Here is a 24,913-nt window from a genome sequence, read left to right on the forward strand (position 1 = left end):
CTCGCTTTCAGCAGTCAGCTTCTTGCCGCCCATAGCCCTACCGGGCAGCGTAATACGGATCGATTTCGTTGTCGCAGGGCGCAACGCGGGCAGACGACTGGCTGACGGGCTGAGAGTCCCCGAAGGGGACGTGCTGAAAGCGGAGGCGGAGCCGGAGCGGGCTGATAGCTGCCCGTAGGGCCGCGTGCTGCGACGACCGTAGGGAGGAGCTAGAATGTGGTTGGTATCGCTGAACGGCGGCATGGGATGCGGGAGCTCCGGAACAGGTTCGTGGTCGTCTGGGGACCGCTTTTTCTCGTGTTTTTTGTGTGGGGGTGCGGTGGGGGTTCCGGGCCTTCCGAGCCCGACGGGGGTGTGGTGACTGAGCCGGTTCCCGCCCATACGGGGGAGGTGATCGTCACCAGCGACGACGAGACGCTACCGGAGGGCTGCCGTCCGCGGCCGGTGGCCGGGCTTTTGATCCGTTTTCTCGATGCCTTTAACCGGGGTAGCCAGGAGGAACTCTCCCGCTCCTTTTTCCTCTCCGAAGGTCCGACCCCGCCTGACTTCTCGCCCGTGGCCTACCGGCCGTGGTCCTGGTACTCCTCCACACATACCGGGAGCGGTGGGAGGGTGACGCACGACTTCACCACCTCGGACCAGGGCGAGCTGCTCCGCTACTTCGCGAAGCGCCACGAGAAGGGGGAGACTATGCGCCTGATCAAGGTCAGCCTCACCCAGGCCGGGCTTCTGGATATGGAGAGCAACGTAGGCTTCGTCTACGTCGTCACCCGCGAGGCCCCGGACCTCGACCCCGGCCTCGGCGGTCCGTCGCGCGTGGCCTACGGCAAGGGTTCCCTCAACTGCGAGAACCTGCGCATCTTTACCTGGAACATGACCATGAAAACGCACGAAGACAGGACCAAGCGCGAGGCCGCCGCCTGGCTCTGCAAGGACCCGCCGGGATGGAGACCCGGCAAGGCCGTCGTGGCGTGTACGTAGAAGGCTACAGGCTTCAGGTTGCAGCCGTCAGGCAGCGCGCGGGTGGTCGATGCTTCAACGCGGAAGAGAATGTGTCGAAGGACTTCGTGGTCCCCTCGAAGTCCCGCCCACCACCCCTGAAACCTGAAGCCCGAAACCTACAAAACCAGATGCAGGTCGCCGAACTCGTGCCAGAGGTAGCCTTCCTCGAGCGCTTCGGTGTAGGCGATCTCGAGGTGATCCCGGCCCGATGAGAGCAGGGGGCACGCGGAACCGCTCTCGACGAGCGCCTGCAGCATCGCCAGGTGCGTCGAGCGGGGCTCGTGCAAACCGGTCAGCAACGCGCCGACGGACCGTACGCCGCGCTCCGGGGTAATGAAGAGGTCTGTCCAGCCTTCTCCGGGGTGGGATCTCCCCTCCACGTCGGTTACGGTCTCTAGCGCCCGCACGACGGTCGTCCCGACGGCCACGACCCTGTGGCCCGCCGCCCGCGCTTCGTTGACCGTACGGGCCGTGGCGGGCGGAACCCGGTAGTACTCCTCGTAGGGCGGCTCGTCGTCCTCGAGGCTCGCGACGCCGGTGTGCAGTACGAGCGGCGCGACCTGCACACCGCCCGCCACGAGGCGCGTGATGAACTCGGGCGTGAACGCCCGGCCGGCCGAGGGCATCTCGGCGCTGCCCTTCTCGGTGGCATAAACGGTCTGGTAGTAACCGGAAGGCCAGTTTTCCCTGACGTAACCGTAACGGATGGGTGCACCGTGCCGGTCTAGGTAGTCGTTCAGGTTTGTTGGGAGGTTCAGGGTGGAGATCCAGAGCCGGTTGGCCCCTTCCTTCGAACGGTTTTGCGATAGGTATGGAGTGTGAAGGACGGCTACGCCGCCTCCGGGGAGCCGCAACGTCTCGCCTGGCTTACCGTCGAGCAGAGGTTTAGTGCCCTCATGGGAGCGTAGCTCGACGGTCCACAGGTCCCCGGGGAGGTGGGTTGAGAGGTGGAGCGTGAGTTCGGCGCCGGTCTCGCGGGTGGCAGGGACGGCGGCGTTCATGGTGCCGCTGGTGTTGACGACGAGCACGTCGCCGGCTTCTAGAAAGTCCGGCAGGTCCCTGAAGCCGGCGTGCAGGACGCGGTCGTCTTGCCGGTAGGAGACCATGAGGCGTACCTCGTCGCGGGCGAGGCCGCGGGCTTCAGGCGGCCCGGTGGCTTCGAGCTCCGGTGGAAGATCGAAATCGAGGCTCCTCAACCTCCCGGGGCTTGCGCCTGCGTTGTGTGGTTTCGCGCCGCGTCTTGGGTCGTCTCGTAGGGTGGTCTGAGATTCCGTGGGTACTGTTCGTGCGTCTAGCAAGATGAGTTTCCTTTGTCTGGGGCGGCTATCTTTGTGGGTCGTCGCGGGTTATTTCGTAGACGTTGTCGTCGGGGCCGACGAAGTGGGACCAGGCGCTGTGCTCGCCGTAATGGTGGACCGGGCCTATAAAGGAGATGCCGGCCCGCTCGAGCTCGGCGCGCGCCTCTTCGACGTCGTCGACCAGGAACCCGGCTACCGGGCCCGTCGTGAAATGCTCGTGGTCGCGGTCCCCGGGCCCGAAGACCTCGACCCTGGAACCGTCCGGCAGCCTGAAGACCGCGAAGTCCGGCTCTTCGCGCTCGGCGTTGAGCCCGAGCGTCTCACCGAAGAACCTGGCCGTCGCCTCGAACTGTGGGGTGCGGGTCCCGAGCCACGCGAGTCCTTTAGCTTTCATGGATTGTCCTCCTTCGAACCTCGACGACCGGGACGATCTCGGCAAGTCCCGGGTTAAACAACCGACCTGCCCCCCTCCCCGGGAGATTGGAACAGGGTGAGCTGGAGGCCGTCCGGCGCCCGCAGGCGCTGGTTGAGGTCACCCCAGGGAGTCTGGACCGGGCTGTTAAGGACCTTGGCCCCCTTCTCTTTGAGAGAGTCGGCCGACGCCCCGACGTTCGACACTTCGAAGGCCAGCCGCACGGGGCCGGAGACGCGCTCTCCGACCTCTACCTCGTCAATATGTTCAGCTTGCGGGTGGTCTACGAGCTCTATGGTCGCCCGGCCGGCGTCGAGCACGATACCCCGCCCTTGCGTCTCGTCCCACCCCATCACGACGGGCAGGTTCAGCGCGTCCCTGTAGAGCGCCGCGGCACCATCGAAGTCGGCCACCGTGAGGGCGACGCGCGTCTCGTGGACGCTACCGTCCGAGTCGTTCGTTCCCGCAACGTCTCTGGCCGAGTACCGGCCGCTCGGCAGATCTCCAGTCAGGAGCTCGACGAGGCCCGGCACGCTCTCGTCCGGGAGTGGCCTGTCGCTAATGTCCTCGTCCGGGAAGGCCTCCTGGTGCATCCGGGTCCGCATGTCGCCGGGGTCCACGGCGTAGACGCGCCAATCGGGGTTCTCGGCCGCCAGGATGTTGGAGATCTGCTCCAGGGCGGCTTTGCTCGAGCCGTACCCGCCCCACCCTTCGTAGGGCTCGACGGCCGCGTCGCTCGTCACGTTGACTATGCGCGCCTCGGGCTTCAGTTCGTCCCCGACGGCCTGTATCAGCGCGAGCGGCGCGACGACGTTCGTCCTGTAGACCTCTTCCAGCGTGTCGAGAGGGTAGTTCAGGAGCGGTGGCTGGGGGCTCGGGCCGAGGATACTCGCGTTGTTCACGAGCGCGTCGAGGCCGCCCGCTTCGCGGGCTGCTTCCGTCAGTTCCCGGCGGTGATTCGGGTCCGTGACGCTGCCCGCGATGGCGGTTGTCCGCGTGAGACTTGCGAGCTCGGCGCGGGCGGTTTCCAGGTCTTCCCCGCCGCGGGCGTCGATAATCAGCGTCCAGCCGGCCTGGGCCAGACCGCGGGCCAGGGCCAGGCCGAGGCCGCGGGAGGCGCCCGTGATCAGGGCCGTCTTGTCAGGTGAATGGTTCATAAAGGTTTCCTCTCCTGTTCTGTAAAATTCGGACCGGGAGGCGCCGCAGAAGGGTGTCCGAGGCCCCGGACGAGCCGGCGCGTAATGGAGGAGGCGGGGGGGACTCGCCGCGTGCGGGCGTCTCCGAGTCCGTCCGCCTTTCGGGCCCTTTCGGCTTCTTGCAAGAGCTCCCGGCGGCGCAGACGGGAGGCTTCCACGTCCGTCCAGTCGTACATCCGGCCCTCCTTTAGATCCCTACTGGTATGCGGAGATCATGCCTCCCCGGCGGGCGGGCGGCATCGCGCGGAAGGACGGATTTCGGGCCTGTACGGAAGTACAGGTGGGAGGCGCGGGCGCTAGGAGGGCTTATCCACGAGGCCCCGCTCGGCGGCTATCATGGCCGCTTCGGTTCGGTTGCCCGCGCCGAGCTTGGCGAGGATGGAGCCGACGTGGAACTTTACGGTCCTCTCGGAGATGAAGAGGCGCTCGGCGATGTCGGCGTTCTTGAGGCCGCGGGCCAGGAGGGCGAGCACCTCGACCTCGCGCGGGGTAAGCGGGTTCGCCCCCGCGGGGTCCTCGCCGAGCCGCCCGAGCAGGCGGTTGGTGACGACGGGGCCGAGCAGGGAGCCGCCGGCGTTGACCGTGCGGACGGCGGAGAAGATGTCGGCGCGGGAGGCGCCCTTCAAGAGGTAGCCGCGGGCCCCGGCGCGCAGGGCGCCGAGGATGCGCTCGTCCGTGTCGTAGGCCGTGAAGACGACCGTCCGGGCCGACGAGCCCGCTCTTTGGAGTCTCTGGAGCGCCTCCACGCCGTCCACGTCAGGCATCTCGAGATCCAGCAGGATCACGTCGGGCCCGAGCTCGGCGGCCAACCGGACGACCTGCTCCCCGTCCGACGCCTCGCCCACCACCTCGAAGTCCGGCTGGGTGCCGAGGACGGCGACGAGGCCCTCCCGCAGCATCGGGTGGTCGTCCGCGACGAGCAGCCTGATCCTATCCACTCTGGAGTCCTTCCAGGGGTACGGCCGCCTCCACCCGCGTCCCCCCGGCCGGGCGCCCCTCGACTCGCAGGACGCCCCCAAGGATCTCGACCCGTTCCCTCATGCCGACGATCCCGTGCCGGTCCTCCGGCACCCGGGAAGGATCGAGCCCGATACCGTCGTCTTCTACGAGCAGGCTGACGGAGCCTGGTGTGGCGACGAGCCGGACCGTCGCGCGGCGCGCGTTCGCGTGGCGGGCGACGTTGGCGAGGGCCTCCCCGCCCACGCGGTACAGGGCGGCTTCGACGCGCGGGGGGACCGGGCGGCTCCCGTTCACGGCCTTGAACCTCGTCGCGATGCCCGTCTCCGCTTCCCAGCGGTCCACGAGAGTTTTCAGGGCCTCCGCCAGGGAGCGGCCTTCGAGGGGCGCCGCGCGGAGGTCGAGGACGGAGCGGCGGGCCTCGTCGAGGTTGGAGCGGGTGAGGGAGAGGGCGCGGGCGAGGGCGGCCCGGACCTCGTCCGGGGCCGCGTCCGCTTCGAGGAGGGCTTCGGCCGATTCGATCTGGAGCCCCGTGGCGGTGAGGTTCTGGGCGAGGGTGTCGTGGATCTCACGCGCCAGCCGGTTCCGTTCCTCCACGGCCCCGAGCCTGGCGCTCCGCTCGAAGAGCCGCGCCCGCTCGACGGCGATCGAGAGCAGGTCGCCCACAGTGTTCAACAGTTGCAGGTCGTCGGGGCCGAGGCCGCGCCAGCCCGGGCTCGCCACATTCATCACGCCGAGCTTCTTCTCGCCGGAGTAGAGGGGGATGCTCGCGTGGTAGCGGAGGCCGTCGGTGCCGTCTACGAGGCCCTCCAGGCGGCTGCAGGTCAGGACGTTGACGTTGGCTGCGCCTTCGAGGTCGCCCTTCTTGTACGAGTCGAGGCAGTAGCAGTAGCCCGAGCCGTCCATCCGGCGCGGCTCGTCGGCCAGGACGGGGGGGAGGTTCTGGGCCGCGGCGAGGTAGGGTTCCGGGGAGGAGTCTTGTATCAGCCAGATCCAACCCGTCCTGAGCCCCAGAAGCTCCGCCACCTGCGAGAGGGTGAACCGGAGCGCCTGGTCCAGGTTGACGGAGCGGTTGAGCTCGCGCGCGATCCCGTTGAGCACCGACAACTCGTGGTTGAGCCGTCGCAGCTCTCCGGTCCCCTGCGTGCTCGAAGAATCGGACAAAACGCTTCTACCTCCTGCTCCCGTACGCAGTCTAGCAGGGACGAAAGCACGCGAGGAGTTCCGAATCTCATGGAAGGTCGGGACGGAGTCCGAGGGTTCTACAGCGGATCGTAGTGGCTCAATGCCACCGCGATCCGCGCGGTCAGCAGTCAGCCCGCTGCGGCTTCGCCTCCGCTCTCGGCTATCAGCCTTTTTTGCCCTTGCTGAAAGCCGACCGCTGAAAGCCGATAGCCCCGCGAAGAGGCCGGGCCTCTTCGCAAACCGCTTGAGAGGGGCATTGCGGGGTTGGTCACGAGATCATCCCGGCGAGCACCGCGGCCCAGATGGCGGCCCCGATCAGGCACAGCGTGTTTACGGCCGCCCTGCGTGGGGCGCCCCGGAGCAGCGTCACCAGCGCGACGACGATCCCGACCTCCGCCAGCGCGCCCGCGACGTCCACCCTCTGCGGGTACATCAGCATTCCCGCGTGCGGCCCGAAAGGGATTCCCCGCGTGTACCACACGAGGTACAGCAAAAAAAGCGCCAGGTTGGGCCAGATCCCGAGCAAGCACAACGGCTGGGTGGGCCAGCGCAGGAGCGCGACCGCGTAGATCCCCTGGAAGAGGGCGAACGCGAGGAAGAAGAGGCTGTAACCCCACCACAGCACGAACTGCATCGGTGCGGCCCACAGGTAGACGAGGGCCGAGACCAGGGAGAGCGCCGCCGCCCCGTAGACCGCCGGCCCGGGGCTCGTGTCGGCGTCCCGGGCACCGCCGGGCGGATCTGCGCTGGCGGCAGATGGGGCACCCGGCCACGTCCTTGTTTCCACCTACGGCCTCCCTAGAGCGGCGGCGCGGGGAGCGGCCTTGCGGGGGCTATCTCGGCCGGGTCCCGTCCGGTCGCGCCCACGTCGAAGTGGGTCATCATGTCGTGGTCCTCGTGGACGAGGTTGTGGCAGTGCATCATGTACTTGCCCCTCGTCGGGCCGAAGCGCGCTATCACGCGCACCGTCTCGCCCTCGCCGACGTAGGCCACGTCCTTGGGGCCTCGCTCGTAGGCGAAAGGCGGCCCGCCGTTGCGGTCCAGGATCTTGAAGTCTACGAGGTGGAGGTGGATGGGGTGGAACCACCCGCCCGACCTGTTCTCGAGCTCCCAGATCTCGACGTCGTCGTGCGGCACGTCGGCGTCCGAGCGCTGCGAATCCCAGGTCCTGCCGTTTATGGTCCAAAGGCCGTTCTTGCGCTCAAAGACCCACTTTCTCGTCCGCGCCGCGTCGGATTCGCGGAGCCTCATCGGGTTGTGGCGGCCCGTGCTGGGGTTGAGGCGATCGGGGACGGAGTTGCCGGCCGTGCTCGTGGCGTTGCTGACGACGTCGAAGCGCATGATTACGTCGGTGTTGGCGAAGTCCTGGTTGTTCGGAAGGCCCAGATTGCGAAGGACTATCTGGTCCCCGATCTTGTGCCTGGCGAAGTCCACGATGACCCCGTAGCGCTCGGCCATCCCGAGGCGGAAGCTGGTCACCTCGGTTGGCTCGGGCGCAAACCCCCCGTCGTGCCCGACGACCGTGAACGGCTCCCCCGAGTCGAGCGCCAGGTGGAACCCGCGCGAGACCGAGGCGTTAAGGAAGCGCAAACGGTACTTCCTACGCTCGACCTTCATCGTTGGCCACGGGCGGCCGTTCACGAGGATCACGTCCCCGTACAGGCTGTTTTCTCCATCGTCGTCGTAGATAAAATTGCCGTTCTGGGCGAAGATCTTGTCCTGGATGACCAGCGGGATCTCGTAGCGGCCGTAGCCCTTTGGCACGGGCAGGCTCGCTTCCAGCTCGTCGTGGGTGGTGTACAGGGCCGCGCAGCCCATGTAGGCGTTCTGGGCGGTGTGGTGGATCGCGTGGTCGTGGTACCAGAGCGGGCGCGCGTCCTGGTCGTCCGGGTAGCGGTAGTCCTTGTATTGCCCCGGCCTGATGACGTCTTCGGCCCAACCGTCGTACTGGGGCAGCGAGTCCGAGCCGTGCAGGTGCACCGAGGTCGTGCATTCATAGCCGAGGTAGGGGTGCGTCTTCGGGAGGCGGTTGATCTGGCGCACGACGCACCTCCTGCCACGCTTCTCCCTGATGGTTGGGCCGGGTGTGATGCCGTCGTAGCCGAAGATGTACGTCTTCGGCCCGTCGGGCAGGATCTGGACCCTGGCCGCCTTCATCGTCATCGAGTAGAAGTCGATCTTCCTCTTGTTGTCCCTCCTGAGCGGCCTCGCCAGCGGCGGTATCGACAGCGGCACCCGGAAGGGTACGGGTAGCCGGCTCTCTGGCAGCCGGTCCTTTATGGTCAGCTGCGTCCTTGCCGCGCGCTGCACGGGCAACAGCAGCGCCGCGCTGCCTAAAGCGCCCAGCTTGAGCGCCTCCTTGCGGGTGAGTTTCAGGGGAAACCGGGTTCGATGCTCTTCGTGTGCCAAGGGAGCTCCTTCCCGTCTCCAGACCGGGAAGCCGTGCTCGTCCCCACACCAAGCAGCGCCACCCGGCTTCTCTTTACACGGAACATTTTGGTTTGGACGAAGGTGTTTCCACATCGCTCCAATGGGCGATTTATGCTTAGCTACTATCTGTTACCGCAAATCAGGTAGCCGACCCGAGGGGACCAGAAGAATACGCCGACGGGCGGGTCGTTACGTGGGCGTTTCGGAGGGACGCACCCCCAGGAGACCCACGCGCGGCCGCCGTGCTGATGAACCCGGACGAGACGCCCACCCAACCCGTGAATGGATCTCATGCCAGCGCCGGAGGCGGCGTAGTCGACGACGCCTTGCAGGTGGGATGCCCTCCAAATTTCGCAGAGAAAGTTGCGTAATTAGTCCCTTCAGGGGAAGCGCTCACGGTTCCGCAAGGGTAAGCTCGACCTATCACACGCCGGAGAAGGGCGGAGCAGACGGATAGAGGTTATGAGCGACCAGGTTTCACTAGAACCAGTTGACGCGGCCAACGTAACTGTCCTGGTGGACAACTTCATCGACGCCCTCCTGCCCGGCGGCGAGGTGGCGCAACGGCCGCAGGTGGCGTACGACATGTGGGAGCGTGAGCGAGAGCAGTTGGTCGCCGAGCACGGCCTCTCGCTGTTGCTGACCGTCGAGCGAGACGGCCGCAGCGCATCGCTCGTTTACGACGCGGGGCTTGGCCGCGAATCCGCGGTCCACAACATGGACGTACTCCAGGTTCGGTTGCCGGATCTGAGGGCGATCGTGATGTCCCACGGGCACAGCGACCACCACGGCGGGCTGGAGGGCATGATCCGGCGCGTCGGTGCCCGGGGGATGCCGCTCGTTATCCATCCCGAAGCCTGGCGAGACCGCAAGGTCGTCTTCCCGACCGGCACCGAGCTGCACCTCCCGCCACCGAGCCGGCGGGACCTCGACCGGGAAGGGGTCGAGGTAACCGAGGAGCGCCAGCCGAGCCTCTTGATCGACGGCACGGTGCTCGTGACCGGACAAATCGAGCGTGTTACCGATTTCGAGAAGGGCTTCCCGCTCAATTACGCACGCTCCAACGGCGGCTGGGAGCCCGACCCCTGGATCTGGGACGACCAGGCGGTGGTCGTGAACCTCAAGGGAAAGGGCCTCGTGGTGCTTTCGGGCTGCAGCCACTCCGGGGCGATCAACGTGCTGCGCCAGGCCCAGCGGCTTACCGGCGAGGACCGCGTGCACGCTTTTGTGGGCGGCATGCACCTTACCGGGGGGATCTTCGAGCGCCTGATCCCCCGCACGTTGGATGAACTGGTTGCGATAGCCCCCAAATGGCTGGTGCCGGGGCACTGCACGGGCTGGAAGGCGACCCACGAGATCGCGCGCCGACAACCGGAGGCGTACGTGCAGACGAGCGTCGGCACCCGGCTGCAATTTACGTGATCGCTGGAGATGTTTGTGCGAGTCGCGGGGCGGTTTTACGAGGGCGAGTCAAGATCCAGGCCCAGAGTAGCGTCGATGTCGTCCGGATGGACCAACCTGGGGCGTGGCTTACGAAAACGAGGGGGACGGCAGCCGCCCCCCTCGTGCGATCCGCACGGTCGGCTTGTCAGGCCGCTCCGGCTTCGCCTCCGCTTTCAGCGGTCAGCTCTTTGCTCTTGCTGAAAGCGAAGAGCCGAAAGCCCTGCGAAGAGGCTGGGCCTCTTCGCAAACCGCTTGAGTGGTCGAAGCGTCAGGCGGTGCAGCCGTTCTCCACGGCGTCTTCGCCGACGACCATACCCATGCGTCCGCCGGATTCCACGCGCCAGGTGCTGGTAGTGCCCTGGCCGTTTAGCGGCGTGAGGCGGGTGGCGACTTCGGGGCTGTCGTATCCCGGGAAGACGTCGTTGGTGAAGCAGAGGCTGCCCTCTCCCGGAGGCCCGTTGTACCGGAAGCCCGCCCCGAGGACGTGCGTGTAGACGAGGCCCGGTTCGGGCTCGTGCTGGAAGATGCCGCCCTGCTGGCAGTCTTTGGCCTGGATCTTGAGGCTCTGCCCCGTCCCGCGCTCCAGGCGCACGTGCTCGCGCACCACCCTGATGGTCAGCGGGCCCGCGAGGACGCCGGCGAACTGGGGCGTCTTGCGGGCGAAGATCTCCGCGCGCCGCCCACCCGTGAGCGGGCTCGTGAGCGTGTAGTTGAGCACCTCGAACTTGGAGAGCCTGACGTCGAAGTCCGCGTACCGGCCCCTGACGAGCATGAAGGCCCGGGGCTGTACCGTCCGCTCGGTCTCGGGCCTGAACGCCTGGTCGTCGGCGCTGACCACCCTGTCCGCGGAGTTGTACGCGACGAACGAGGCGCACGTCCCGCCCTTGGCCGCCTCTGCCGGCTTTGTCGAAGACGCGATCAACACCAACAGGCAAGCGACGATCAACGCCCCCCCAAGCCACCACAGACCGGGCAACAGCCCCCTCGTGGTACGGACCATACAGCTCCCTCCCATCCCCCGACGCCCGAGACGCCCGGTAGCGTGCTTACAAGGCTCTATACGTGGGGCCGGGCGACTTCGGTTTGAAAAAAGTGAATAAATTTACAAAAGATTAACGCCCGTGCGGGGGCGTCCGGGTGTCCTGCTATAGTTGCGCGAGGAGTTTCGAGGAGAGGGTGGGCTTGATGGAACCACAGCCGGCGCGTCCGTCGAGGCACGTTCGGACGACGCCTTAGGATGGGAAAGGTCGCCGAGGCAGGCTTCGAGAAGTCTTCTTCGAGGGCTCTTCTCGCGGAGCTGCTCGTCTTCGGGATCAAGCAGGCGAGGGCTTGCCTGTTTCCGGGAATCTTTATCTCGATCCTGCTGCTTTCGAACTACGTGCCGCTCTTCGGGCTGGCCCGCTACGACTTCATCTTCGTCGGGGCGGTGCTCGCCCAGGTGGCCCTGGTTGCGCTGAAGATAGAGACCAGGGACGAGGTACTCACGCTCTTCGCGTTTCACCTGCTCGGGATCTTGCTGGAGGTCTTCAAGACAAACCCGGCCATAGGCTCGTGGAGCTACCCGGAGGAGGGTTTCTTCGAGGTCTGGGACGTCCCCCTCTACAGCGGCTTCATGTACGCCTCGGTGGCGAGCTACATGTGCCAGGCCTGGAGGCTTCTCGACATCGGGCTCGACAGGTACCCCTCCTACGCGCTAAGCGTGCCTTTGAGCGCCGGGATCTACCTGAACTTCTTCACCCACCACTTCGTCCCGGACTTCCGGTGGGTGCTCGCCGCGGGCGTCTTCGTAGTGTTCTTCCGGACGAGGGTGCTCTTCACCGTGACCAGCAGGCGGCGGAGCATGCCGCTCGTGCTCTCGTTCGTCCTGATCGGCTCCTTCGTGTGGGTGGCCGAGAACGTCTCCACGTACCTCGGGGCGTGGTCCTATCCGGGCCAACTCGGGGGGTGGGAGGTGGTCTCGCTCCAGAAGATTAGCTCCTGGTGCCTGCTGGTCATAGTTTCCTTCGTTATAGTCGCGGACCTGAAACACGTGAAGAAGAGCTAGTCAGCACGCCGCTTCGCGGCTCTCAGCATTTCAGCTCGTCAGCGGGCCGTCTCCACCCGTTGCCCAGCGCGCAGGCGGCAAGAAGCTGACAAGCTGATAGCGAGCCCGAAGGGCGAGGCGTGCTGACTAGCTCTTCTGGCGGCGGTACCTTCTGCGGAGCAGGTAGGCGAGGAGGATGAGCGCCACGACGGCGACGACGCCGAAGCCGAAGGATTTTGCGACGGCGAGCAGTTCGTTCCAGTACTGGCCGAAGACGTAGCCTATCAGGGAGTAGGCGATGGCCCAGACGAAGCCGGCGGCGACGTTGTATGGGATGAACCTGTAGTACTTCATCCTGGTGACGCCGGCGAAGAGGGGGGTCATGCTGCGCAGGCCCGGGCCGAAGCGGCCCACGAAGACCGTCTTGCCGCCGTGGGCCTCGAAGTAGTGTTCTACCTTCTCCAGGCTCTTCTCGTTGATGAGGAAGTGCAGGAGCCGGATCTTGAGGATGCGGCCGATCAGGGGCCGCCCGCCTATCCTGCCGATCCAGTAAACGGAGTTGTCCGAGACGAGCGCGCCGGCGAACCCGCTGAGCATGACGAGCGGCAGCGCCGCCTGCCCGTTGTTGGCGAAGAATCCTCCCGCGAAGAGGACTATGTCCCCGGAGGATGGGAGCCCGAAGTTGTCCAGCGCGGCCCCGAGGAAGATGACCAGGTAACCGTGCGCGAGAAGCAAACCGGTCACGAAATCCAGGACCCCGCCGGGGGAGTCTGGGATGGACTGGAGGAAATTGAGGATGCTCTCCATGCGACTCGCGCTTTATACCACGCCCCGCGCCGGGCCGGACGGTTGACGCGTGCGGGGCACGCGTCTATGCTGCCCACGTAGTAGACAGGCGGCGGAGGGACGCAGGAAGCCGGTTCGAGTCCGGCGCGGTCCCGCCACTGTAACCGGGGAGCGAGCCCGAAGAGGGGCCACTGGCGGCCGAAAGATCGCCGGGAAGGCCGGGGGAGCGAAGATCCGGGAGCCAGGAGACTGGCCTTCCGCCCGCGAAGTTCCGACCGGGGCGAGGACCCCGAGATGGAGGTTTTGATGGAGAGGACTTCTCTCGACCGGCGCATCTCCCTTGGGGACGTGCCACTCTGGAGCTGGCTGCTCGGGCTGCTCCTCCTGGCGATGCTCTTCGCCCTGCTCTCGGCCAGCGGCCCGTTGCTCGCGCCACTGCTCGGGCAGGCGGCGGGAGCCTTCGACTACCTGCACGAGTTCGCCCACGACGGGCGCCACCTGCTCGCCGTTCCCTGCCACTAGCCGGGGGCTGACATATGATCTCGCCCTACCTGCGCCGCGGCCTGGCCGCCGGCCTGCTGGCGGGCCTCCTCGCCGGCCTCTTCGCCTTCTTCGTGGGAGAGCCGCTGCTCGACCGCGCGATAGCCCTGGAAGAGTCCCACGCCCACGGTAGCGCCGGACACGGTGCCGAAGACGAGGTCTTCGGCAGGACCACACAGAAGGCTGGCCTGTTCTTCGCCACGGGACTCTCGGGGACGTTCCTCGGCGGGCTTTTCGGGATGGCCTTCGCGTTCTTGCGCGGCCGGATGGGGCAGAGCAGCGACTGGGGGCGCAGCCTCTCGTTGTCGGCGGCGATCTTCGCTGGCTTCGCCCTGATCCCGTTCATCAAATACCCCGCGAACCCACCTACGGTCGGCGACCCCGAGACCATCGGTGCCCGCACCACCGCGTACTTCGCCCTGGTCGGGCTCTCCCTGCTCGCCGTTCTCGCCGCCTGGTACGCGGCGAAGCTGCTCCGGGACCGCGGCGTGAGCCAGCCCGCGCGCCAGATCGCCGTGGGGATTGGGCTCGTGATCCTCTTCTCCGTGCTCTTCGTGACTTTGCCCGCCTCCGCCGACCCGGGCGATTTTCCGGCGGGCCTGCTGTGGGATTTCCGGATCTCGTCGCTCGGCACGCAGGTCGTCCTCTGGACTGGGCTCGGGGTCGTGTTCGGCGCCCTCTGCGAGCGGGCGAACCGCAAACAGGCGCCGCTTTGAACGGCGCCCTGCTGGTCGCCGGCACCCACTCGGACGCGGGCAAGAGCGTGGTCGTCGCCGGCATTTGCCGGTGGCTCGCGCGGGAGGGGATAAGCGTCGCGCCGTTCAAGGCGCAGAACATGGCGCTCAACTCGTTCGTCACGCGGGAGGGGGCCGAGATCGGGCGCGCCCAGGCCGCCCAGGCCGCCGCGGCCCGAATAGAACCCGAGGCCGCCATGAACCCCGTGCTGCTGAAACCCTCAGCCGAACGCACCACCCAGGTCGTCGTGCGCGGCAAGCCGTGGGCCACGGCAAGCGCGAAGAGCTACGGCTCCATGAAGAAGGACCTGCTGCCGATAGTCCTGGAATCCCTGGAGGATTTGCGTTCGCGGTTCGAGGTGGTGGTCTGCGAGGGGGCCGGGAGCCCGGCGGAGATCAACCTGAGGCAGAACGACCTCGCGAACATGGGCCTCGCGAGGGCCGCGAACCTGCCCGTCCTCCTGGTCGGGGACATCGACCGCGGCGGCCTCTTCGCGAGCCTCTACGGGACCCTCGCCTTGCTTTCTGCAGGAGATCAGTCCTTGCTCTCCGGGTTTCTGGTCAACAAGTTCCGCGGCGACCCCGCGGTCCTGGCCCCGGGCCTGGACCGGATGACCGCCCTCACCGGACGCCCCTTCCTCGGCACCCTCCCCTTCGCGCGGGGCCTCGGCATCGACGGCGAGGACTCGCTCGCGCTGGACGCGCCGCGCTCCGTGAGATCCCCGCTCGGACGGGACGTGTTGCGCGTGGCCGTGGCGAGGCTCGGGCGCATCAGCAACTTCACGGACTTCGACGCCCTGGCCCACGAGCCCGGCGTGTCGGTCCGCTTCACCGGGTCTTACGAGGAGTTGTTGGACGCCGACCTTGCCGTAATCCCCGGTACCAAGGCGACCGTGGATGACCTCCGGCTTCTGCGTTCGGGGGGCCTGGATCTGGCCTTCACCGAGCGGGCGCGGCGCGGGCTGCCGACGCTCGGCATCTGCGGCGGGTACCAGATGCTGGGGACCCGCATCGCGGACGGCGTGGAGAGCGCGACGCCCGAGACCCCGGGCCTCGGCCTTTTGCCCGTCGAGACCGTCTTCGAAAGCGACAAGGTACTTGCCCGGCCAGAAGGACGGGCCCCCGGATTCGGAGACGCGCCGGTCTCGGGGTACGAGATCCACCACGGCAGGACGAGCGTCCACGGCGACCCGCTCTTCTCCACGGAGACCGGCCCCGAGGGCTGCCGGGCCGGCGCGACTTTGGGCACCTCCTGGCACGGCGTCCTCGAATCCGACGCCTTCCGCCGCGCCCTGCTCTCGTGGGCCGCCGCCGAACGCAACCTCGACTGGAGGCCGGGAGAAGAACCCTTCGCCGCCGCCCGCGAAGCCCAGCTCGAAACGCTAGGCGACCTCGTAGCAGAGAACGTGAACAGGGAGGCGTTGATGCGTATCGTGGAGAACGGCGCGCCGGCAGGAATGCCCGTGGTGAGCGCTCAACTATCAGCTTTCAGCGATCGGCAAACCACCGACGCGGGTCTTCCAGACCCGGACACGGATATCCCACCAAGAAAGGGCGGGGTTCCGGCACCAGAACCGGCCGTGTTTGCGGCAACGAGCAACGACAACCCACGGAGCAAAAGCTGATGGCTGACGGGCTGAAAGCTGAAAGCGCAAGAGCAGCGAAGCTGCTCTTCCTGACCACCGCCGATACCGAGATCCTGGCCGCCGCGAAGGCCGCCGAACGCCTCCCCGAAGGCTTCCCCTCCGTCCGGTGCGCCAACCCGGTCACCCTGGACGACCCGGCGGCGTTCTTTGGAGGGGAGCTTCCGGGCGCGCGGGCCGTGCTGGTGCGCCTGCTCGGCGGGCGGCGGGCGTGGCCCGAGGGGTTGGAAGCCCTGCGCCGGCGCTGCGACGAGGCGGGGATACCCTTGCTCCTCTTCGGCGGGGAGGCCGAACCCGACGCGGAGCTGACGGCCCTCTCGACGGTTCCGTCGGGGACGGTGCTGGAGGCTTTCGAGTACCTGCGCCTCGGGGGCGTGACGAACACCGGGAACCTCTTGCGGTTTGTCGCCGACACGGTGCTCATGGAGGGCTTCGGCTTCGAGCCCGCGGCGGCCCTGCCGGACGTGGGCGTCTACCACCCGCGCCTCGCCGAAGGGTCTTCGATCGAAGACCTTTTGGCGCTGCACGACCCGGGGCTTCCGACCGTCGGGGTAGTCTTCTATAGGGCGCACTGGATGGGGGGCAACACGGCCTTCGTGGACGCGCTGGTCGAGGCCCTGGAAGAGGCGGGCGCGAACGCGCTCCCGGTCTTCGGCTACTCGCTGCGGGCTGGCGCCGACGGGTCGGTGCCGGCGCTGGATCTGATCAAGGGTAAGGTAGATTCCCTGGTGACGACCGTGCTCGCAGGGGGCGGTTCGAACGCCGCCGACGCCCACAGGGCCGGTTCGCCGGAGGAGTGGCTTGAGTGGGAGGTGCCCGCGCTCGCCGAGCTCGGCGTCCCCGTCGTGCAGGGGATCTGCACGACGGGATCCCGCGAGGCGTGGCTCGCCTCGGATGCGGGCCTCTCACCTTTAGACACCGCCTGGCAGGTCGCCATCCCGGAGTTTGACGGCCGCGTCATCGGCGTCCCCTTCTCCTTCAAGGAACGCCAGGCCCAGGAATCGCCCGTCGGCGCCCCGCTCACCCTCTACCGCGCCGATCCTGAAAGGACCGCCCGCCTCGCCGGCCTCGCCACCCGCTTCGCCCGGCTCCGCCGCGTCCCGAACGAGAGCAAGAAGGTTGCAGTCCTACTCTCCAACTACCCGACCAAGCACTCCCGCGTCGGAAACGCCGTCGGGCTGGATACCCCCGTGAGCGCCATAAAATTGCTCGCCGCGCTGCGCGAGGCGGGCTACGACGTGGACGGCGCGCCGGACGACGGGGACGAGTTGATCCACGCCCTCATAGCCGCCGGCGGCCACGACCTCGAGTTTTTGACCGGCGAACAACTCTCCGGCGCCGCGGGACGCCTGGACGCGAAACGCTACGCTGAATGGTTCGCCCGGCTACCTGAAGGGTTGCAAAGCGGGGTCGAGAGGCACTGGGGGGATCCACCCGGGGACCTCTACGTTGACGGCGGCGAGTTCGTCGTCGCCGGGCTCTCTTTCGGGAACGTCTTCGTGGGTATTCAGCCGCCCAGGGGGTTCGGGGAGAACCCCATCGCGATCTACCACGACCCGGACCTGCCCCCGACCCACCACTACCTCGCCGCCTACTGGTGGCTGATCGAAGAGTTCGGCGCCGACGCGGTGGTCCACCTCGGCAAGCACGGGACCCTGGAGTGGCTGCCGGGCAAGTCGCTCGGCCTCTCGCCGGACTGCGCCCCGGACGCCGCCCTGCGCGACGTCCCGCTCTTCTACCCGTTCGTCGTCAACGACCCCGGAGAAGGTACGCAGGCCAAGCGGCGGGCGCACGCGACGGTGGTGGACCACCTGATCCCCCCGATGACCCGCTCGGACACCTATGACGACCTCGCGAAGCTCGAACAGCTACTCGACGAGTACTACCAGGTGGAGACCCTCGACCCATCCAAGCTCCCCGCCATCCGCGTCCGGATCTGGGAGACCCTCCGCGACGCCGAACTCCACCGCGACCTCGGCGTCGAAGAACAACCCGAAGAGTTCGGCGACTTCCTCAACCACGTCGACGGCTACCTCTGCGAGATAAAGGACCTCCCCATAAGGGGCGGGCTACACATCCTCGGCGAAACCCCCGAAGGAGAGCCCTTCCGATACCTCCTCGCGGCCATCCTCCGTATAGGAAGCGGACAAATGTCCGGACTGCGCCGCGCCATCGGAGACGCGTACGGCCTGGACGAGAGAGAGCTCGCGGAGGGCGGGGGCGCCAGGGCGGAGGCGCCCGCCGCGCTCGCCGGACGGTTCCCGGGCGTGGTGGCGACGGCTTCGGACCTGATCGACCGGCTGGAGGAGGCGCAGCAGGCTCTTCTGCTTGCGATGGAGAGGCGCGGCTGGGACGTCGAAGCCGCCGGGTCCGTGTGCGAGGAAGTCCTGGGCCGCGCAGACGCGGGTGTGGAGCGGTCGTTGCGGTTCGCGGCGGGGGAGGTCGTGCCGCGGCTGGTACGGACGCCGGAGGAGATGGGGAATTTGCTCGGCGGGCTCGGGGGCGGGTACGTGCCCGCCGGGCCGTCCGGGTCGCCGACGCGGGGGCTGGTCAACGTGTTGCCGACGGGGAGGAATTTCTACTCCGTCGACCCGAAGGCTTTGCCGAGCGCGCTCTCGTGGGAGGTCGGGCGGGGGCTCGCGGATGGTCTGTTGCGGCGGTATCTCGAAGAAGAGGGGCGGTACCCCGAGACCGTCGGGATCGTGGTGTGGGGGACGGCGGCGATGCGGACGCAGGGGGACGACATCGCGGAGATTTTAGCGCTTCTCGGCGTCAGGCCGGTATGGAACGAGGAGTCGCGGCGGGTTACGGGACTCGAAGTGGTCTCGCCAGAAGAACTCGGTCGGCCCCGGATCGACGTGACCGTCAGGATCAGCGGCTTCTTCAGGGACGCTTTTCCGAACCTCATCTCCCTGATGGACGAGGCCTTCACCACCGTCGCCAACCTCGACGAGCCGGAGAACGCGAACTTCGTCAAGAAGCACGCCGATGAAGAGAGAAAGAACGGCGCCGACGAGCGCCGTTCGACCACCCGCATCTTCGGCTCCAAACCCGGCGCCTACGGGGCGGGCCTCCTTCCCCTCATGGACGCCCGCAACTGGCGCGACGACGCGGATCTCGCCGAGGTCTACGCCGTCTGGGGGGGCTACGCCTACGGCAAGGGCCTTGACGGGGTGGAGGCGCGGGGGGCGATGGAGGACAACCTCAGGCGCACCGAGGTCGCCGTAAAGAACGTGGACAACCGCGAGCACGACCTGTTCGATTCGGACGACTACTTCCAGTACCACGGGGGCATGATCGCCGCCGTCCGCGCCCTGACCGGCCGCGACCCGAAGGCGTTCATAGGCGACTCGGCAGATCCCTCCAGGGTAAAGACGAGGACCCTGTCTGAGGAGGCCAGGCGCGTATTCCGCAGCCGGGTCGCGAACCCGAAGTGGATCGAGGCCATGCAACGCCACGGCTACAAGGGCGCCTTCGAGCTCTCCGCAACCGTCGACTACCTCTTCGGCTACGACGCCACCGCGGGCGTCGTCGAAGACTGGATGTACCGCGACGTGACCCGCAAGTACGTCCTCGATGAGGGCGTGCGGGACTTCATGCAGCAGTCGAACCCCTGGGCCCTGCGCGCCATAAGCGAGCGCCTACTGGAGGCAGCAGAGCGCGGCCTCTGGTCGGAGCCCGACCCCGAAGACCTGCAGGCGCTCAAGGCGGCGTACCTGGAGAACGAGGGAATGCTTGAGGAGAGATCTTGAGAAGGAGTCCGATCGGGTACGCCCTCCTGGGAGGGTTGGCCGGTATCTTTGTGTTCAACTTGCTCTTCCCGAAGGTCCTGGATTCCGGGTTCCTGTTTGGGGCTTTGGTCGCCCTACTGTTCGTAGGCGGGCTGGTGGGGATCGTGGTTTCCGCGGCAAGGATGTTCCGCCGATGATCGCACCATACCCCCTCTCGGCAATCGTGGGCCAGGACGACCTGAAGCTTGCCCTGCTGTTGAACGCGGTCTCGCCCGAGGTCGGCGGCGTTCTCGTGCGCGGCGAGAAGGGGACCGCCAAGTCCACGGCGGTGCGGGCGTTGGCGAAGCTTCTGCCCCCGATAGAGGTGATCTCGACCTGCCCGTACTCCTGCGACCCGGAGAATCCGAACCCGGAGTGCCCGGCGGGGCCCCACCCGGCCGACGCGCCGACCGAGACCCGGCCCGTGCGGCTAGTGGAGTTGCCCGTTGGGGCGAGCACGGACCGGCTGGCGGGGACGCTGGATATCGAGAAGGCGCTGGCTGAGGGGCGCAAGACGTTCGAGCCCGGGCTGCTGGCCCTGGCCCACAGGGGCATCTTGTACGTGGATGAGGTGAACCTGCTCTCGGACCATCTGGTCGACCTGCTGCTCGACGTGGCCGCTATGGGGACCAACCACGTCGAGCGGGAGGGGGTTAGCGTGCGGCACCCGTCGCGGTTCATACTGGTCGGGACCATGAACCCGGAGGAGGGGGAGCTAAGGCCGCAGCTTCTTGACCGGTTTGGGATCACGGTCGAGGTCTCCGGCAGCCCCGAACCCGACGAAAGGGTCGAGGTCGTCCGTCGCCGCCTGCACTACGAGGCCGACCCGAGGGAGTTCGCGGAAAAGTGGTCCGGCGCCGAGGAAGATCTCGCCTCCTCCGTAGCAGCGGCGCGGGGGCGGCTTCCCGGCGTGCATCTCGGCGAGGAGACGCTCGTCGCGATCTCGACTCTTTGCGCCGACCTTGAGGTGGACGGCCTGCGCGGCGACATAGTTACCGCGAAGACGGCCCGTACTTTAGCCGCCTGGGACGCCCGCGACGAGGTGATCCTCGACGACGTGAAACGGGCCGCCCTGCTCGCCCTCTCCCACCGCCGCCGGCGCGGCCCCTTCGAACAACCCGGCATAGACCCCCAGGAGATAGAAGACGCCCTCTCCGACCCGGACCCTCCGGACGACCCGGACGGTGGCGGTGGCCCACCGGAGAAAGGCAGCGGGTCGGAAGGCCCGCAGGAACCCCGGCGGGGCTCCGAGCCTTCCGAATCGCGGACTGGCGCCGGGGAGCGGGGCCACGCCTCCGAGGAGCCCTTCAGGCCGGTGCGGCTGGAGCGGGAAGACAAGGGACGCGGCGGTCCGCTCGGGCGCCGGAGCCGCTCGGTGGGGCAGACGGGGCATCCGGTCGGAGATAAGGAGAACGCTGGAAGGCCCGCGGATGTCGCCCTGGCGGCGACGGTGAGGACCGCGGCCCCGTATCAGAAGGGACGTGGGCGGAGTGGTGCGGGGCTCGTGGTGAGACCCGTGGACTTGAGGGAGAACGTGCGGGAAGGCCGGGAGGGGAACCTGATCCTCTTTCTTGTTGACGCGAGCGGCTCGATGGCGGCCAGGAAGCGTATGTCCGCCGTGAAGGGGGCCGTACTTTCCTTGCTGGGCGACGCTTACCAGCGGCGGGACAAGATCTCCCTGATCTCCTTCCGGGGAGGGACCGCCCAGATGCTCCTTCCCCCGACATCAAGCGTCGAACTCGCGGCCTCGCGCCTCGAAGACCTCCCCACCGGGGGACGCACGCCGCTGGCGGCCGGCCTCGTCAGGGCGGCCGAGGTGCTACAACGGGAGGGCCTGCGCGACGGGGAGCGGAGACCGCTCCTCGTCCTGCTCACGGACGGGCGGGCGACGGCGGGCCCAGACCCGCGCGTGGCGGCTGCGGGGTTGAGATCTCTCGGAGCTGCGTCGTTCGTGGTGGACACGGAGGAGGGTAACGTGCGACTCGGGATGGCCGCGGGGGTGGCGGAGGCGATGGGTGCGCGGTGCCTGCGCCTGGAGGACCTGCGGGCCGAGTCGCTCGTGGAGTTGGTCGAGAGGAAGAGGGTGGCGTGAGCGAGACGGAGCAGCAGCGGGAACCGCGGGAGCAGAGGCTACGGCGAAGGTCCAACAGGGAGAGGCCGCTGTTGGTCGTCAACACCGGGCACGGGAAGGGCAAGAGCACGGCTTCGTTTGGGATCATGCTCCGCGGGTGGGCCCGCGGCTACCGCGTCGGCGTCTACCAGTTCGTAAAGTCCGGCAAGTGGAACGTCGGCGAACAGCAGGCCGCCGAGGCTTTGGGCAACATAGACTGGTTCAAGCAGGGCGACGGCTGGACCTGGACGGTAAAGGACCTCGAACACTCAGCCGACCTGGCCCGGGAGGGCTGGGAAGAGGTCAAGCGCCGCCTCGCCGACGAGACCTACGACATGCTCCTCCTCGACGAGTTCACCTACCCCATGAAGTTCGGCTGGGTCGACACGAACGAGGTCGTCGAGGTCCTCAAGAACCGCCCCGGCTTCCAGCACGTAATCGTCACGGGCCGCGACGCGCCGCCGGAGCTCATCGAGGCCGCCGACCTCGTTAGCGAGGTCCGGAAGGTCAAGCACCCGATGGACGAGGGCTACCGGGGCCAGAAAGGTATCGAGTGGTAGGCACCCCGCGCATAGTAGTCGCGGGCACCCACTCGGGCGTCGGCAAGACGACCATCGCCTCCGGCCTGATGGCCGCCCTCTCTAGCCGCGGCCTCCGCGTAGCCCCCTTCAAAGTGGGCCCGGACTTCATAGACCCCTCTTACCACTCCCTCGCCGCCGGAAGGCCGGGCCGCAACCTCGACGCCTTCCTCTCCGGGCCGGATCTGGTCGGGCCGCTCTTCGCCCACGGAGCACGGGACGCGAACGTCGCCGTGATCGAGGGCGTCATGGGGCTCTTCGACGGCAAGGGCGGCGGGGGAGAGCTGGCGTCCACCGCCCACGTCGCGAAGCTCCTGGACGCGCCGGTCGTCCTCGTCGTGGACGGATCGGCGATGGCCCGCTCCGCCGCCGCGATGGTCCACGGCTACGCGACCTTCGACCCTGACCTGCGCCTCGCCGGCGTCGTCCTGAACCGCGTCGGCTCCGACAGGCACGAACAGATGCTCCGCGAGGCTCTCGCCCCGCTCGGTATCCCGGTCCTCGGCGTGCTGCGCCGCGACGACGCCGTACGCACGCCCGACCGGCACCTCGGCCTCGTCCCCGCCGCCGAGCGCCGCGCGGAGGCCGGAAGGTCCCTGGATGCGCTCGGCGACGTCGTCGCCCGTTCCCTGGACCTCGACGCCGTCCTGAAGGTAGCCTCCTCGGCCGGGAGGCTCCACGCGAAAGCCTGGAGCCCCGAGGCACCGGGAGGGGAGAGGACGGAAGGTGTCCGGGTCGCGGTCGCCGCCGGCCCGTCCTTCAGCTTCCTGTACAGGGAGAACGTGGAGTTGCTGGAAGGAGCGGGGGCCGAAGTGGCCTACTTCGACCCCACCTCCGACGATGCCCTGCCTGCCGGAACGGACGCCCTGTACCTCGGCGGCGGCTTCCCGGAGACCTACGCCGAAGCCCTCTCGGCCAACGAACCGATGAAGGAGAGCGTCAGGCGCTTCGCCGCCGAAGGCCGGCCCGTGGTCGCCGAGTGCGGCGGCCTGTTGTACCTGGCCCGCGAGCTGGACGGGAAACCCATGTGCGGCGTTCTCGACGCCACGGCCCATATGACGGGCCGCCTCAAGCTCGGATACCGGGAGGCGCGGGCTGTCGCGGACTCGCCGCTTGCGGAAACGGACACGCTCGTCCGCGGCCACGAGTTCCACTACTCGGCCACCGAACCGACCGCCGGGGAGACCCCCGCGTGGGACCTGGCCGGCCGCGGCACGGAAGGCTTCGTGGCCGGCGGCGTCCACGCAAGCTACCTTCACACCCACTGGGCCTCGACGCCCGGGTTGCCGAGGCGCTTCCTGCGGGCCGCGGAACGGGCAGAGGTTGGGGTATGAGCGGGCGGCTCGTCGGGGTTGGCGTGGGGCCCGGTGACCCCGAGCTTTTGACCATCAAGGGGCTCAGGGCGCTGCGGGAGGCCGACGAGGTCTTCGTGCCCGTCGCGGATACGGGCGAAATCGGGCGGGCGGAGGCGACGGTGCGCGAGTACCTGGACGAGGGGCGCATACGCCGGTTGCTCTTCGCGCTCTCAGACGACGTCGAGGCCCGGGAACGGAACTGGACGGAGGCCGCCCGCGAGGTCTCGGGGCACCTGCGAGAAGGCAAGACTTGCTCGTTCGCGACCATCGGCGACCCCAACGTGTACTCGACGTTCACGTACCTCGCGCGGAGGGTGAGGGGGACGCTACCAGAGGTAGAGGTGGAGACGGTGCCGGGCATCACCGCGATGCAAGACCTGGCCTCGCGGAGCGGAACTGTGTTATTGGAGGGCGACGAGCGGCTGGCGTTGCTGCCCTTCACGGCCGGGGAAGAGCATCTGCGGGGATCTTTGGCCTCGTTCGAGACGGTCGTCTGCTACAAGGGTGGGAGTCGTATCCGGGAGGTGCTCGGGGTGGCAGGGGAGGCGGGGCGGCTGGAGGAGGCGGTGTACGGGGCGAGGCTCGGGATCGAGGGCGAGGAGGTGGTCCCGGCGTCGGAGATGGAGGGCCGGGAGGGGACGTACCTGTCTACTGTGATCTTCACGAGGAAGGGCGGAGAGCTTGGGTAAGGTCTGGTTTATAGGGGCGGGTCCGGGCTCTCCGGACCTCTTGACGATCCGGGGCGCCGGTCTAATCGGCGAAGCGGACGTGATCATCTGGGCCAGGAGCCTCGTCCACGAGGGCGTTCTCGAACACGCCGGCCCCGACGCGGAGATAGTGGAATCCACCACCATCCCGCTCGAAGGGGTCAGGGCCCTCTACGAGCGCGCGGTCGACGAGGACTTGAAGGTCGCGCGGGTCCACTCCGGGGACCCCAGCCTCTACGGGGCCGTACTGGAGCAGATCGAGCTGTGCGAAGAGATGGGCCTCGAATGGGAGATAGTCCCGGGCGTCTCCTCCCTCGGCGCCGCCGCCGCGGCCATCGGGCGGGAGCTGACCGTGCCCGAGGTCTCCCAGTCCGTCATCCTGACGCGCCGGGCGAGCCGCACCCCGATGCCCGACGGCGAGGACATAAGGGGCTTCGCGGCGCACGGGACGACGATGGCGATCTTCCTCTCCGCAGCCAAACCGCGCGCCCTGCAGGAGGACCTGCTCGAAGGCGGCTACGCCCCCGAGACGCCCTGCGCCGTCGTCTACCGGGCGAGTTGGCCCGACGAGGAGGTCATCGAGTGCCGGCTGGAAGAGTTGGCCGACCGAATAAGGGCCGCCGGGTTCACGCGCCAGGCCCTGATCCTGGTAGGCCCCGGCCTCGGCGCGGGCGGCACCCGCTCCCACCTCTACAGCCCCGAGTTCTCCCACATGTTCCGCCGGGCGAGCCAGGAGGCCTAGAA

The 24,913-nt window shown here is 67.8% G+C and carries 22 protein-coding genes and 1 riboswitch; of the genes, 13 read left to right on the forward strand and 9 right to left on the reverse strand.

Translation table 11 applies throughout. The features are described from left to right. The first annotated feature begins 357 nt into the window (after nt 1–357). The gene (locus tag GBA63_RS05900; RefSeq protein ID WP_166174350.1) at nt 358–981 is read left to right on the forward strand and encodes a hypothetical protein; all 624 of its coding nucleotides are present in this window, start codon (nt 358–360) and stop codon (nt 979–981) included. A 137-nt stretch (nt 982–1,118) separates the two neighbouring features. Here the strand turns inward: GBA63_RS05900 and GBA63_RS05905 are convergent, their stop codons facing one another. The 7 genes from GBA63_RS05905 to GBA63_RS05935 all read right to left on the reverse strand — a co-directional run bounded on the left by GBA63_RS05905 (nt 1,119) and on the right by GBA63_RS05935 (nt 8,459). Beyond that, entirely contained in the window at nt 1,119–2,198 is a 1,080-nt protein-coding gene (locus GBA63_RS05905) for an S-adenosylmethionine:tRNA ribosyltransferase-isomerase (protein WP_166174352.1), read from the reverse strand. Nucleotides 2,199–2,325: 127 nt separating this feature from the next. Then, entirely contained in the window at nt 2,326–2,694 is a 369-nt protein-coding gene (locus GBA63_RS05910; protein WP_166174354.1) for a VOC family protein, read from the reverse strand. Between the two features lie 53 nt (nt 2,695–2,747). Continuing rightward, complete coding sequence (locus GBA63_RS05915) at nt 2,748–3,869, reverse strand: SDR family NAD(P)-dependent oxidoreductase (protein WP_166174356.1); 1,122 nt, start codon at nt 3,867–3,869, stop codon at nt 2,748–2,750. Between the two features lie 335 nt (nt 3,870–4,204). Further along, the gene (locus tag GBA63_RS05920; protein WP_166174358.1) at nt 4,205–4,846 is read right to left on the reverse strand and encodes a response regulator; all 642 of its coding nucleotides are present in this window, start codon (nt 4,844–4,846) and stop codon (nt 4,205–4,207) included. Beyond that, nucleotides 4,839–6,029, reverse strand: coding sequence for a GAF domain-containing sensor histidine kinase (locus tag GBA63_RS05925; RefSeq protein WP_166174360.1), 1,191 nt, complete (start codon nt 6,027–6,029; stop codon nt 4,839–4,841). The genes GBA63_RS05920 and GBA63_RS05925 overlap by 8 nt, the downstream gene beginning before the upstream one ends. A gap of 289 nt (nt 6,030–6,318) precedes the next feature. Then, entirely contained in the window at nt 6,319–6,837 is a 519-nt protein-coding gene (locus GBA63_RS05930) for a hypothetical protein (protein ID WP_166174362.1), read from the reverse strand. Between the two features lie 11 nt (nt 6,838–6,848). Further along, nucleotides 6,849–8,459 (reverse strand): multicopper oxidase family protein, encoded by a 1,611-nt coding sequence (locus GBA63_RS05935; RefSeq protein ID WP_207957095.1) that lies wholly within the window; start codon nt 8,457–8,459, stop codon nt 6,849–6,851. A gap of 483 nt (nt 8,460–8,942) precedes the next feature. On the opposite strand from GBA63_RS05935, the gene GBA63_RS05940 reads away from it, so the two are divergent. After that, a complete protein-coding gene (locus tag GBA63_RS05940; protein ID WP_166174366.1) occupies nt 8,943–9,902 on the forward strand; it encodes an MBL fold metallo-hydrolase in 960 nt (319 codons plus the stop codon). A gap of 289 nt (nt 9,903–10,191) precedes the next feature. Here the strand turns inward: GBA63_RS05940 and GBA63_RS05945 are convergent, their stop codons facing one another. After that, nucleotides 10,192–10,923: a hypothetical protein gene (locus tag GBA63_RS05945; RefSeq protein ID WP_166174368.1), complete on the reverse strand. Its 732-nt coding sequence runs from the start codon at nt 10,921–10,923 to the stop codon at nt 10,192–10,194. Between the two features lie 237 nt (nt 10,924–11,160). Between GBA63_RS05945 and GBA63_RS05950 the strand changes: the two genes are divergently transcribed. Beyond that, entirely contained in the window at nt 11,161–11,967 is an 807-nt protein-coding gene (locus tag GBA63_RS05950) for a DUF817 domain-containing protein (RefSeq protein WP_166174370.1), read from the forward strand. Nucleotides 11,968–12,093: 126 nt separating this feature from the next. Here GBA63_RS05950 and GBA63_RS05955 read toward each other — a convergent pair whose 3' ends face one another. Next, complete coding sequence (locus GBA63_RS05955; protein WP_166174372.1) at nt 12,094–12,753, reverse strand: DedA family protein; 660 nt, start codon at nt 12,751–12,753, stop codon at nt 12,094–12,096. A 72-nt stretch (nt 12,754–12,825) separates the two neighbouring features. Beyond that, nucleotides 12,826–13,004: riboswitch (cobalamin riboswitch) on the forward strand. A 34-nt stretch (nt 13,005–13,038) separates the two neighbouring features. Here GBA63_RS05955 and GBA63_RS05960 point away from each other — a divergent pair. From GBA63_RS05960 to cobM, 10 genes are read left to right on the forward strand one after another with little or no spacing between them, the layout of a single operon-like run. Next, on the forward strand, nt 13,039–13,254 hold the full coding sequence (locus GBA63_RS05960; protein ID WP_166174374.1) for a CbtB-domain containing protein: 216 nt from the start codon (nt 13,039–13,041) through the stop codon (nt 13,252–13,254). Nucleotides 13,255–13,268: 14 nt separating this feature from the next. After that, nucleotides 13,269–13,988, forward strand: a complete 720-nt coding sequence (locus tag GBA63_RS05965) for a CbtA family protein (RefSeq protein ID WP_166174376.1) — start codon at nt 13,269–13,271, stop codon at nt 13,986–13,988. After that, a complete protein-coding gene (locus GBA63_RS05970) occupies nt 13,985–15,631 on the forward strand; it encodes a cobyric acid synthase (RefSeq protein WP_166174378.1) in 1,647 nt (548 codons plus the stop codon). Before GBA63_RS05965 ends, GBA63_RS05970 begins: the two co-directional genes overlap by 4 nt. Continuing rightward, entirely contained in the window at nt 15,631–19,401 is a 3,771-nt protein-coding gene (gene cobN / locus GBA63_RS05975; protein ID WP_166174380.1) for a cobaltochelatase subunit CobN, read from the forward strand. Before GBA63_RS05970 ends, cobN begins: the two co-directional genes overlap by 1 nt. Further along, nucleotides 19,398–19,577: a hypothetical protein gene (locus GBA63_RS05980; protein WP_166174382.1), complete on the forward strand. Its 180-nt coding sequence runs from the start codon at nt 19,398–19,400 to the stop codon at nt 19,575–19,577. The genes cobN and GBA63_RS05980 overlap by 4 nt, the downstream gene beginning before the upstream one ends. Further along, nucleotides 19,574–21,511, forward strand: coding sequence for a putative cobaltochelatase (locus GBA63_RS05985; RefSeq protein WP_166174384.1), 1,938 nt, complete (start codon nt 19,574–19,576; stop codon nt 21,509–21,511). The genes GBA63_RS05980 and GBA63_RS05985 overlap by 4 nt, the downstream gene beginning before the upstream one ends. After that, complete coding sequence (gene cobO, locus GBA63_RS05990; protein ID WP_166174386.1) at nt 21,508–22,089, forward strand: cob(I)yrinic acid a,c-diamide adenosyltransferase; 582 nt, start codon at nt 21,508–21,510, stop codon at nt 22,087–22,089. Before GBA63_RS05985 ends, cobO begins: the two co-directional genes overlap by 4 nt. Continuing rightward, nucleotides 22,083–23,441: a cobyrinate a,c-diamide synthase gene (locus GBA63_RS05995; RefSeq protein ID WP_166174388.1), complete on the forward strand. Its 1,359-nt coding sequence runs from the start codon at nt 22,083–22,085 to the stop codon at nt 23,439–23,441. The genes cobO and GBA63_RS05995 overlap by 7 nt, the downstream gene beginning before the upstream one ends. Continuing rightward, a complete protein-coding gene (gene cobI / locus GBA63_RS06000; protein ID WP_166174390.1) occupies nt 23,438–24,151 on the forward strand; it encodes a precorrin-2 C(20)-methyltransferase in 714 nt (237 codons plus the stop codon). Before GBA63_RS05995 ends, cobI begins: the two co-directional genes overlap by 4 nt. Next, a complete protein-coding gene (gene cobM, locus GBA63_RS06005) occupies nt 24,144–24,911 on the forward strand; it encodes a precorrin-4 C(11)-methyltransferase (protein WP_166174392.1) in 768 nt (255 codons plus the stop codon). Before cobI ends, cobM begins: the two co-directional genes overlap by 8 nt. Nucleotides 24,912–24,913 lie beyond the last annotated feature (2 nt).

It is taken from the genome of Rubrobacter tropicus, from assembly GCF_011492945.1.
Lineage (GTDB): Bacteria > Actinomycetota > Rubrobacteria > Rubrobacterales > Rubrobacteraceae > Rubrobacter_D > Rubrobacter_D tropicus.